At 39.6% G+C, this 12,967-nt stretch carries 7 protein-coding genes; 1 reads left to right on the top strand and 6 read right to left on the bottom strand.

Annotated features, from left to right (window positions below):
• Positions 1-76: 76 nt before the first annotated feature.
• The gene (locus AAAT26_RS01625; RefSeq protein ID WP_195213177.1) at positions 77-718 is read right to left on the bottom strand and encodes an NUDIX hydrolase; all 642 of its coding nucleotides are present in this window, start codon (positions 716-718) and stop codon (positions 77-79) included.
• Between the two features lie 226 nt (positions 719-944).
• A complete protein-coding gene (gene tyrS / locus AAAT26_RS01620) occupies positions 945-2,153 on the bottom strand; it encodes a tyrosine--tRNA ligase (RefSeq protein ID WP_349208778.1) in 1,209 nt (402 codons plus the stop codon).
• Between the two features lie 157 nt (positions 2,154-2,310).
• Here tyrS and AAAT26_RS01615 point away from each other — a divergent pair, with 157 nt between their 5' ends.
• Entirely contained in the window at positions 2,311-4,401 is a 2,091-nt protein-coding gene (locus AAAT26_RS01615) for a transglycosylase domain-containing protein (RefSeq protein WP_008714094.1), read from the top strand.
• 153 nt (positions 4,402-4,554) lie between these two features.
• Here AAAT26_RS01615 and AAAT26_RS01610 read toward each other — a convergent pair whose 3' ends face one another.
• The 4 genes from AAAT26_RS01610 to pheS form a co-directional block, all read right to left on the bottom strand.
• Entirely contained in the window at positions 4,555-6,933 is a 2,379-nt protein-coding gene (locus AAAT26_RS01610; RefSeq protein ID WP_432049346.1) for an endonuclease MutS2, read from the bottom strand.
• A 13-nt stretch (positions 6,934-6,946) separates the two neighbouring features.
• A complete protein-coding gene (locus AAAT26_RS01605; protein ID WP_316708563.1) occupies positions 6,947-9,370 on the bottom strand; it encodes a U32 family peptidase in 2,424 nt (807 codons plus the stop codon).
• A gap of 88 nt (positions 9,371-9,458) precedes the next feature.
• Positions 9,459-11,903, bottom strand: coding sequence for a phenylalanine--tRNA ligase subunit beta (gene pheT, locus AAAT26_RS01600; protein ID WP_278469565.1), 2,445 nt, complete (start codon positions 11,901-11,903; stop codon positions 9,459-9,461).
• 9 nt (positions 11,904-11,912) lie between these two features.
• On the bottom strand, positions 11,913-12,935 hold the full coding sequence (gene pheS / locus AAAT26_RS01595) for a phenylalanine--tRNA ligase subunit alpha (protein WP_008601159.1): 1,023 nt from the start codon (positions 12,933-12,935) through the stop codon (positions 11,913-11,915).
• Between the last annotated feature and the right edge of the window lie 32 nt (positions 12,936-12,967).

Genomic DNA, 12,967 nt, shown 5'->3' with positions numbered 1-12,967 from the left:
TGAGAACCTCCTAGATTAATTAGTGCAACACATTAAACCTTTTACACATAAATAGTATACCTTAATTTGTAATCTGTCAATTTTTATAGGCATTATTATATAAATGAACTTCCTTATATATATCTAAAAAATTCTTCAACACTCGTCCTGTTAGTCCCCATATGGTGTATTGTTTATAGGGATAGAAATAGACGGAATAGTTTTGTCTAATTTTCCAGTCGATATTATATCCTTCTAATAGATGAAATGGAAAATCTTTTAACGGCTTAGTTCCAATGTCTAGGTGACCTACGGTCGGTTCCATATCTAATAGATATTGTAAGGGAACTGTAAATACCTCGCCTACTTCATCGGAATTTGGTTTTAAATCACTTGTATGTAGGCGCACGGCGACCGCATATAGTTTTACACCTATTGCGGATACTAAACAGTCTAGATTTCCTAGCAGTTCAATTTGATCTAAGTCTATACCAAGTTCCTCAGAGCATTCACGCATGGCAGCATGGGCACCGCTTTTATCATTAGGCTCACAGTGCCCGCCAGGGAAACTGATTTCACCGGGTTGACGTCGCAATGTATTACTACGCACGGTAAACACCATATGATCTTCTCCATCGATTTCTAATAGAGGCACGGCTACTGCCGCCGTAATAACATCAATATCTGTAAGAACAGTATGTTCTCGTTGTGATAAAAGGTTACTTAATTTCTTGTCCATAAATGGTCCTCTCACAAGTTATAATCTATTTTATACAATATTTGTAAAAATCTTTTATGTATCAAATTTGTATTTTATTTTTATATTGTCTTTGTATATTCATTATACATTAACTTGTAAGTCAATTTCTTGCTTCACAAACAACAGATTCAGTAGATAGATAATCTTATAAACAAAATAGACAGAAAAAACTGTGATGAGATTTCTATCTCATCACAGTTTTATATTAGTTAAATTTAATTTTTACAAATTTACGCTTACCAACTTGAATGATCATGCCATCTTCTAGCTTAAGGTTTTCTTCCGTGTATTTTTCACCGTTTACTTTGAAAGCACCTGCTTTAATGGATCGACGTGCTTCACCATTGGACGCAGTTAAACCAGCATCTGTACAGAATTGTGGGACAAAGATTGGTTCTATTGGTGCAACCATAACGTACTCAGGAACATCTGTAGGCATGGCGCGTTGTTGGAACACCCGTTTAAACTCTTCTTCCGCTTCGAGAGCAGCTTCTTCACCATGGTACAAGCGAACAATGGTACGAGCCAATTGCATTTTAGCATCACGTGGATGTAACTCTCCGGATTCTAGACGTTTTGCCATGTCCTCTTGCTCTTCGATAGACATATCTGTAACGAGCATGAAATAACGCATCATCAATTCATCAGGAATGGACATCGCTTTACCATACATTTCTTTAGGTTCTTCATCAATACCGATATAATTGCCCAAAGATTTACTCATTTTTTGAATGCCGTCAAGTCCTTCAAGCAATGGCATTGTAATCACAACTTGTGGCTCTTGACCTTCTAACTCTTGTAAATGACGCCCCATCAACAGGTTGAAAGTTTGGTCTGTGCCACCAAATTCAACGTCTGCATGTAATGCAACAGAATCGTGACCTTGCATCAATGGGTACATGAACTCATGCACGCCAATAGGACGACCTTCTTTAAAGCGTTTGCTGAAATCATCGCGTTCCATCATACGTGCAACTGTATAGGAGCTAGCCAAACGAAGTACGTCAGCAAAGTTCATAGATTCTAACCATTCGCTATTGTCACGAACGATTGTTTTTTCTGGGTCTAATACCTTGAAGATTTGTGTCTTATAAGTTTCAGCATTTTTCAATACTTCTTCTTTTGTTAATGGTGGACGAGTAACACTTTTACCAGTAGGATCACCAATACGAGCAGTGAAGCCACCGATGACGATCACTACTTGATGACCAAATTCTTGAAATAAACGCAGCTTGCGAAGAGGAACAGTATGTCCCAAATGAATATCTGGAGCCGTTGGATCCAAACCTAGTTTTACAACTAGTGGTTTATTTTCCTTAATGGATTTCTCTATTTTTTTTACAAGATCTTGTTCGTTAATTAAATCCGCTACACCATGTTTAATTTGGCGCACTTGTTCTTGAGCACTAATCATGATAATCCTCCTAGAAATACTATTGTTTAAGTATACCATTATCTAAAAACTTTCACAATTATATATAGTATTGGATTTAAACCATTTATGATATAATATTTATAACTGCGTAATAGAATTTACGTTATATTTACTAAAAGAAAAAAGAGGTGACTCTATGAGTAGTAACTCAAATACGAGAACCAATCGCCGCTCAAATGGCAATGGTTCTACACCGAAGAAAACAAATCCTAAGCGTCTATTTTGGATTTGTACACTTCTCTTTATACTCATCGTAGCCGGTGGTGGCTGTGGTTTCATAAGTGCCACATTATCAAATCTACCGGATGTATCCAATGTACGCCCTTCTGCATCGTCTCAGATTTATGACGTGCATGGCAATCTCATTACTACGGTTCACTCCACAGAAAATAGATTACCAGTACCTCTAAAAGATGTACCAAAAGATTTACAGAATGCCTTTGTAGCTACAGAAGATTCTCGGTTCTATACGCATCATGGTATTGACCCAATTGGTATTTTACGTGCCGTATGGGTAAACATTGTACATAGCGGCGTATCTGAAGGTGGTTCCACAATTACTCAACAGTTAGCTCGTAATGCATTCTTATCTCAAGATAGAACATTAAAACGTAAAATTTCCGAAGCTTTATTAGCCCTTAAAATTGAACAACATTACACCAAGGATGAAATCCTTGAAATGTATATGAACCAAATCTACTTTGGTCAAGGTGCTTACGGTGTACAATCTGCATCTCATGTATATTTTGGTAAGGATGCTAGTGAGTTAACACTTGCACAAGCGGCACTCATTGCTGGTTTACCACAAAGCCCTAACTATTACTCCCCATTTAATGATTTGGAGGCTAGTAAAAAGCGTCAAGCCGTCGTATTGGGCCAAATGGTAAAATATGGTTATATTACACAAGAGCAAGCTGACGAAGCTCGCCAAGCAGATTTAGGTTTGATAGCTAAACAAGAACAAGCTCATGAGAAATCTAATGCATCTTACTTCATTAACTATGTTATTTCTCAAATTTCTGAAAAGTACGGCGATGATGCCATCTATAAAGATGGATTAAAAATCTATACTACTCTCGATATGGATGCACAAAATGCTGCAGTTGCAGCAATGCAAAACTTGCCTAATTACTACACTGATAAAAATGGATTATCTCAACCACAAGGTGCTATAGTAGCTATGAACCCTCACAATGGTTACATTGTAGCCATGGTCGGTGGTCGCGGTGATGACGCTTTCAACCGCGCTACACAAGCAGAACGTCAACCTGGTTCCACTATGAAACCTTTCGTTTACTTAGCAGCTATTCAATCAGGTAAAACTCCTGGTTCTATAGTTGAGGACAGTCCTGTTACTTTCGGTAATTGGAGTCCTAAAAACTATGAAAATGACTACGAAGGTAATATTACATATCGCTACGCATTACAGCATTCTCGCAACGTAGCAGCTGTAAAAGTTGCCGATGAAGTAGGTATGACTAAAGTTATTAATCTTGCTAAAGAAATGGGTATCTCTACTCTAACTGATCAAGATTACAACTTATCGACAGCACTTGGTGGTTTAACTCATGGTGTTACTCCTCTTGATATGGTACAGGCTTACGGTGTACTTGCTAATGGCGGTATCAAGGTTCAACCTACAGCCATCCTTAAAATTGTAGATCGCAACGGCCAAGTTGTAGAAGAAAACTCTATCCAAGAAAAACGCGTTATTGATGAAAAAGATGCGGCCATCATAACTAATATGCTAGAATCTGTTATAAATGGCGGTACTGGCGGTAATGCAGCCATCGGTCGTCCTGCAGCAGGTAAAACAGGTACTACTGATGATTCCAAAGATGCTTGGTTCATAGGTTACACTCCAGATTTAGTAGCTGCCGTTTGGATTGGTGATGACTACGGCACCGAAACATTACACGGTATTACAGGTGGTAGCACACCTGCTGTTATGTGGGGGCAATTCATGGCCAATGCTCTTGCCAATACTCCAGCATCTGACTTCCCTATCCCAGCTAGCGCACAATCAGCAATCTCTGAAGGTTACGTCAATCCTGCAAAGGCACAACCTAAAAAAGAAGATAAAAAGGACGAAAAAGCAGATAAGAAAGACGATACAGGCAAAACAACAGATGAAAAGATAAAAAGTAATGACAAGCCTCAAAAAGAAGAGGTTACAGAACAAAAATCAAATTCATCGAAAAATAAAAAGTCTAAAAAGGAACGCTAATTCAACAGTAGTTTCTAAAAGGGCGGAACTCAGTGTTCCGCCCTTTCTTTTATACTTATTTACTATCCAAATATTATCTATACAAAAAGGTAGCAAGCCCTAGGATCTTACTACCTTTTTATTTCCATATACAATATTTTGAAAATTATATTTTTATTTAAGAACTACATTTGTAGCCCCTGCACCACCTTCATCATAACCGGCTGTTTCAAAGTGCGCTACATGAGGCAAGGTACGTAAATATTGGTGAACGCCTTCACGTAATGCACCTGTACCCTTACCATGAATAATACGCACTTGATTAACACCACCAAGCAAAGCTTGGTCAATAAATCTACCTACAGAAACGGTCGCTTCATCTACTGTTTGGCCAAGAATATTGATTTCAGTACGAACCTCTTTTTGACGTTGTACGGCGGAGCCACCCATACGTTTTCTAGTCTTAGGCATGGCTGCTTTTTGTTCACGTGCTAGTTTATTGCCTTCTTCACGTGTAGTTGATTGTAATTCGCTAACCTTAACGGTAGCTGTTAGTCCATTAATATCAACATTTACACGGTTACCATTGATAGATAACACAGTACCCAACGAACGCAAGGACGTAACATAAACAGCTTGGCCTACCTTAATAGCATCTGCGGTTAACGACTTACGATCATCATCCACTGCAGCTTCTGGTACATGAACACTAGAAATCCCCTTACGTGCTGCATTAATAGCCGATTGAAGCCTATCCTTATTTGTTTCAGAGAATTGCGCTTTCAATTGCTTGATAATCGCTTCCCCTTCAACGCGTAAACTACGTTTCATGGATTCTGCATCGGCCTGAGCTTTGGCTAAGATTTGTTTACGATTTTCATTAAACTGTTTCTTTTCCTTCTCTAATTGGCCACGCATACGACGTGTTTCATCAAGTTCTTTCTTTAACGCTCTTTCACGTTCAGAGGCTTTACGGAGTTGTTCGTTTAAGTCGGAAAGAACTTCTTCCATTTCATGACTACCAAATTGAGATTTATACTCTGTTGCGCGTTCTACAATGTCCTTTGGTAAGCCTAAACGTGCAGCAATGCTTAACGCATGGCTACTGCCGGCTACGCCGATATGGAGCCGATATGTAGGTTTTAAGGTGCGCTCATCAAACTCTACGTGACCATTTTCAATACCTTCCGTATGGTAAGCATAATTTTTAAGCTCATTATAATGGGTACTTACCATCATAAGGGCACCTTTTTTACGGAAGAACTCAAGAATAGATACAGCTAATGCGCTACCTTCTTCTGGATCAGTACCAGACCCAAGTTCATCCAGTAAAACCAAGTCGTTAGGACCACAATGTTTGATGATGGAAATAACTTGTGTCATATGAGCAGAGAACGTACTAAGGCTGGCCTCAATACTTTGCTCGTCTCCAATGTCGGCAAAGATATTATGGAATACTGGTAACATAGAACCGTGATCAGCAGGGATAAATAGGCCACATTGATTCATCAAGCTCAACAGGCCCAATGTTTTAAGGGAAACTGTTTTACCACCTGTGTTAGAACCAGTAATTAGTAAAATACGGTACGATGTACCTAATTGAATATTTGTAGGCACTACCATATTTGGTGGAATTAATGGGTGACGAGCTCTCATGAGATTAACGGTTCTGTCAGTACTTAAGATTGCCGGTACCCCCTTGTAAGAAATAGCAAGACTTGCCTTACCATATACAAATTCGATATGGGATACCTTTTCACAAGCATCCATCAAATCATTGCTATGTTGTTTTACAAGAGCCGATAACTCGCGGTAAATACGCAAGACCTCTTGCTCTTCACCAATCAAAGCCTCTTGTAATTCATTATTTAGATTCACCAAACGCATCGGTTCAATGTAAAGTGTTTGACCCGTTGCAGAACGGTCGTGAATAAGGCCATCAAAGTATTGGCGATACTCTTGTTTTACAGGAATTACGTAACGATTATTACGCTGCGTAATGATGGTTTCTTGGAAATACTTTTGATTATCTTTATCATGCAGGATAGCTTGAATATCATTTTTAATCTTTTCACGAGTTTTAATAATCGTATTTCTAAGGCTCGCCAATTTAGGAGACGCTGTATCAAGCAATTCCCCCTTTTCATCAAAGACGCGTTTAAAACGGTTTTCAATGCGATCTGTATTCGGCATATCCTGTACCCATAGGGATAGCAATGGATAATCCATATATTTCGTTCTAAAGAACTTTGTCATGCGCTTATAAGCACCAATGGTCAAATAAATATCCCACAAGGCTTCACGTGTAAGGACAAAGTCTTTTCGACTCTTTTTACAGGATTCACGAATATCTCGTGTACCACCTAACGGTTGTTCTACCTCTGTTTGTAGTGAACGCATAGCCTCTGCTGTTTCATCAAGATTCTCTTGAATTTGTTTTGCATCGATCATTGGCTCAATATTCATAGCCAATTCTTTAGCAATGGTAGAACTACAATGCTGTTGTAATTGTTCTTTTATATGGTGAAAGTCTAATACATCTTCGTTAAACAATGTACTACCTCTTTTATAAAATACCTCTAAAATAGTGGCCCCTTGTAATAGGCGTATCATCCTTGCCTACGCTTTTAGGAGGAGCCTCTTTTGTTCCATTTTGAATAGATACATAATCTGCTACAATGTTACGCAATCGATGTGGATCCATATGACGCCCATCGATGCGCAAGATATGTAGACCTTTACGATATAACTCGGGCACGTAAGCACGCATATCCATTTCATGACTATTCATGATGTGCATGCGGCAATAAGGATCGGTACGCAATGGGAACACTTCCCCTTTACGGTCCTTCAATGCATAGTCCTCTGTTACACATGGCATAGGACAGTTTTCCTTTTTGCCAGTGCCCACAAAACTAGCGATGGCACAATACTCAGAAATCATCATTTCTGTATAACCGTGTACCATTACCTCTAATGGCAAATGAGCAGATTTTTGTAAGTTTACTAATTGTGCCAAGGTCAACTCTAAGGATGGAGCTATACTACTCATATTAAAATCTTGCCATACTTGTAGTGCAGAGCCATTGAATATGTTAAGACCTGTATCAGCTTCAATAGCACCTGAATATCCTAACTCACGAAGCCATAATAGAGCTTGTGGCATATGAATAGAAATGCTATCTGGTTTAGACTCAACTATGGCCTTAAGCGTATTCATGTACGCGTCTACCTCATCATCTTTAACGACGCGAGGCGTAGCAAATACACAAAGCACATTATGCTCTTTACAAAGTTTGGCTACCTGCTCGTAGATGCTAATTTCATAAGGCTTACGTTGCAAACGGTCACCACCAAAGATAATCTTCTTAGCACCCCCTTCGATTGCTGCTTTTACACCATCGAGTTCATCAACGCGAGCACTCACCATAGGCTCTGTGTATTGAACCTTACTTTTAGCTACTAATGATGACATATTTCGGGGTTCTACAGCACGTTCTGCCCAAGCTGCTTCATGGTCTGTAAGCAACAAGTTTTCTAGCGCCTCTACAGCATCGCGACGCAATGCATTTAAAACACTAGCGGGCCACATGTACGGTCCATCAGGAATAGACATAGAGCCTAGTGTAAATAATGTATTCCCTAATCTACCTACTTGATCTCTAACCTTCTCTAATGTAGTCGGTTTATTGTTAGCATAAACAGGTTCAAACTCGTTAGATATAGTCACAGTACGACCATCATTCAATACAAAGGTTAGTTCTGTATAAGGTATTTCTCGTTCAGTATTAATAGATAGATAACCATGTACCTCTAATTTAGCGGTAAAGTCTTGTAGTCCCCGTTGCTTTTGAGCTTTAGGGCCTGATGCAAGGAATACTTGCCCCGCAGCAAAGCCTTCATCCGGTTTACCTACAATATGCTTTTCATCCACTAGAGACCAGTTCTGATCGATTTGATAGTACGTAATACTACCAGAACGTTGCATGACCTTTAAGAGTGATCCTTTTTCAATTGGTTCTGTTAGGAATAAATGAACTTGACCCTTTTTGACCTCTGCTTTGCCAATCAATTTCCCTTGATTATTTGGGGCCACCACGGTCATCATTGATTTTCCTACATGGTCTGTTAAATAATCCGTAGAAAATCCACGATTAAATCCAGAAGCTAATGCATCGGCATCAGTAGAATCTATATGAGCCGTATCTAAAATATGACGATAGGTTCCAATAACTTGACGCACGTAGGAAACCTTTTTCATACGCCCTTCTACCTTAAAGGACGTAACACCGGCCGCCACAAGTTCATTCATATATTCACTATAGTTAAGATCCTTTGGACTTAATAGATAGGCTTCGTGTTTTGGCAACAAGCTAGTACCTAAAGAATCCAATAGCTCATAAGGCAACCGACAAGGCTGTGCACAAGCACCACGGTTACCACTGCGACCACCGATGAAAGAACTCATTAAGCATTGACCAGAATAACATACACACAACGCACCGTGTACAAAGACTTCGATTTCAGCTGTACAGTTCTTGCAAATATGTTCAATTTCAGCGAGGCTCAATTCACGAGCTAAAACGACACGTGTAAAACCGAGACTTTCATAAAAACGAACCGCATCGAGCGTAGCTGCAGTCATTTGTGTACTGCCATGTAAGTGTAATTTAGGAGCCACTCGCTGCGCCAATTTAGCCACTGCTAAATCTTGAACGATGATAGCATCCACGCCGATGCGCTCTAAGTCCTTTAAATATGCCTCAAGAGCAGATAATTCGGAGTCACCTATGAGGATATTTACCGTTACATATACAGACACATCTAGAATATGGGCCAAGCGAATAGCCTCGGTTAATTCCTCAATTCCAAAGTTTGCTGCATGAGCTCGGGCATTAAAACCTTTGCCACCAAGATAAATGGCATCTGCTCCAGATTCTAAAGCGGCTATAAAGTTTTCCATCGTACCGGCAGGAGCCAATAATTCCATGGACAGTCCTTTCTACCTAACTAAAGGCATAACTATAGTACTAAAAGGGTTTACCATATGGTAAACCCTTTCAATATACTGCTTAAAATTAACGTAATTTGCAGTTAATTTCTGCTAATGCATCAATAATAGCTTGAATATTACCGTCAATATCCTCATCATTCAACGTACCTTCCATAGAGCGGAATTGTAAGTTGTATGCGAGACTGCGGTAACCTGCTTCGATATGTTCACCTTCATAAACATCAAAGATAGACGCACTTTCTAAATATTCTCCACCATGTTCTTTAATGATGGATAAAATTTCACCACTAGATACGGACACAGGTGCAACGATGGCAAGGTCACGGCTAGTGCCTGGGAATTTACTGAAGGATGTATAACGGAACGGTGGAATCGTTAAGGATAATACGGCTTCCAAATCGATTTCAAACATATATACTTTGCCAGGTAAGTCAAAGTTTTTGCTCACTTGTGGATGTAATTCACCATATTGAGCAATCATTTTACCATCAACTACGTATTGAGCACTCACACCTGGGTGAAAGTATGGCTCAGTGCCACGATTAACTTCATAGCTTGTAACGCCTAGTTCAGCTAACAACGCATCTACAATACCTTTTACATCATAGAAATCTGTAGTGCGTTCTGCTTGATTCCAACCAGCTTGGTTTGCTTTCCCCATCAAAATACCACAAGCCATAGGGCGTTCATGAGGTACTTCTGTTAAAGGTAAATCTTTTGGTTCATACACATTAGCCGTTTCAAATAACCAAAGATCCTTATTTTGTTGTGCAATATTGCGTTTTGCTGCTTCGATAACAGCCGGCACCAATGTAGTACGCATATAAGGGAATTCTTCGGAAATAGGGTTCAAGATTGGAATGGCTGTATAACGGCTATCCCCTTCAGGAAGCATCATATTGGAAAGACCATCTTTATGCATGAAGCTAAATGTAATGATTTGAGTCATACCCAATTTAGCCAAAGCATGTGTAACCTCTTTAATAAGAGCTTTCTTAGGTGTCATACCACCAGAGGACAATACGGCTACAGGAATTGTCGGAGTAATATTATCGTAGTTGTAAATACGAGCTATTTCTTCAGCGATATCAGGCATCACTGTTACATCACCGCGCCATGTTGGAACGAGGGCAGATAATTTGTCGCCCTCTTCTGTTACAACGAATTCAAGGGCTGTCAAAATACGAACCATTTCGTCTTTTTCAATGTTTGTACCCAAGTAATCATTGATTTGTGCTGCTGTGAAAGTAACTGTATGTTGTTCTACAGGATTTTTATATACATCAATTACGCCTACACCAACTTTACAAGTAGGGCAAATTTGTTGCAATAATTGCGCCGCTCTGTCGATAGCATAGGCGGTGTATTTATGATTTACACCACGTTCGAAACGACTAGATGCTTCAGAACGCATGCCGAGAGCTTTAGCAGTGCGTCGAATAGATGGACCATTAAATACAGCAGCTTCAAACATAACTGTGGTCGTTTCGTTTGTCACTTCACTATCAAAGCCACCCATGATACCTGCTACACCTACTGGACGTTCAGCATCAGCAATAATAAGCATGGAGTCATTCAATTCGCGTTCAGAACCATCAAGTGTAACAAGCACTTCACCATTTTTAGCACGTCTCGCCACTAATTTATGACCTTTTACATGATCATAATCATAGGCATGCATAGGTTGACCAAGTTCTAACATAACATAATTTGTTACGTCTACTACATTATTAATAGGACGAATGCCGCTATTACGTAAACGGTTTTGCATCCACAATGGAGATGGCTCAACCTTAACATCAGTTACTACACGAGCTGTAAAACGCGTACAAAGATCATCAGCTTCGATAGATACAGATGCTTTGCCTTCAATGGATTCGCCATTCTCGTTAACCATAATAACAGGGAATAAAGCTTTTTGATTTGTCATGACTCCAAATTCACGGGACAAACCAACCATTGAGAAGCAATCAGCTCTGTTAGCGGTGAGTTCAAATTCATATACTGTATCATTTAAGCCTAAAACATCTTTTACATCAAGACCAATTGGTGTTCCTTCAGGGAAAATGTAAATTCCTTGAGCTTCTTCTGGCAATACTAAGTCGCTAGAGATACCAAATTCTGCAACGGAACAGAACATGCCTTCAGAAACAACGCCACGCAATTTACCTTTTTTAATTTCTGTACCATCTGCTAAGCGAGATTTATGATACGCTACAGGCACGATTTGACCTACTGCAACATTAGTAGCAGCCGTTACGATTTGTTTTGTAACAGGTTCGCCTTCTTCTGTAAGGCATTCAACTTGGCATACTTGTAATTTATCTGCATCTGGATGTTTTGTAATCTCCACGATTTTACCAGTATAAATTTTCTTAATGCCATTATCCATAGCAATGACATCTTCTACAGGAATACCAGCTTGTGTTAATTCATCGGCCAATTCTTGAGCAGGACGATTCATATCCACAGGCACGTATTCGTTCATCCACTGTAAACTTGCTTTCATGAGTTCCTCCTAAAATTGTTCCAAGAATCGTACATCATCTTCAAAGAATAGACGTAAATCGTTAATGCCATATAAAAGCATAGCAATACGTTCTACGCCCATGCCAAAGGCGAAGCCTTTAACCTTTTCAGGATCGTACCCATTAATACGCAATACATCGGGATGAACCATACCGCAGCCCAAAATTTCAAGCCAGCCTGTATGAGAACATACGCGGCAACCTTCACCACCACACATTACACAAGAAATATCTACCTCTGCAGATGGTTCTGTGAATGGGAAGAAGCTTGTACGGAAACGTACCTTTGTGTCATCACCATACATGTGACGTAAGAAGGACTCTAATGTGCCTTTTAAGTCAGCAAATGTAATATGCTCATCGATGATGAGGCCTTCCACTTGATGGAATACAGGGGAATGAGTCGCATCATAGTCCCAACGGTAAACCTTACCAGGCGCAATCATACGGATTGGGCTATTAGGTTCATGACGTTGCATTGTACGAGCTTGTACTGGAGATGTATGCGTGCGCAATAAGAAGTTTTCTGTAATATAGAAGGAATCTTGCATATCACGTGCAGGATGATCTTTAGGCAAGTTTAAGCATTCAAAGTTATAGTAATCTTGCTCTACTTCTGGACCTTCTTCAACGGTATACCCCATTTTCATGAAGAAGTCTTCAATCATTTCATTAACCTTTGTTAATGGATGGATATGACCAGCTTTTTGTGCACGGCCAGGCAATGTAATATCGATGCGCTCTTTTTCTAAACGAGCATTTAACTCTGCAGTTTCCATACGAGCTTTAACTGTATCAATTTCAGCCTCTAACGCTTCACGAACAGCATTAACGAGGGCGCCAGCCTTCGGACGTTCTTCTGGAGATAATTTACCAAGACCTTTTAGTAAAGCCGTTACCTCGCCTTTTTTACCTAAATATTTAACACGTATATCTTGCAACGCTTGTTGATCAGCAGCGTCTTTGATGGCATCAAGGGCTTCTGCCTTAATACGTTGTAATTCTTGTTCCATTCAAGCATCCTCCTATTTGTAAAAGTCTAACT

Source organism: Veillonella parvula (assembly GCF_040094895.1).
Lineage (GTDB): Bacteria > Bacillota > Negativicutes > Veillonellales > Veillonellaceae > Veillonella > Veillonella parvula_L.
Note: the sequence above shows the minus strand (reverse complement) of the source record. Positions and strands in the feature narration are given on the sequence as shown.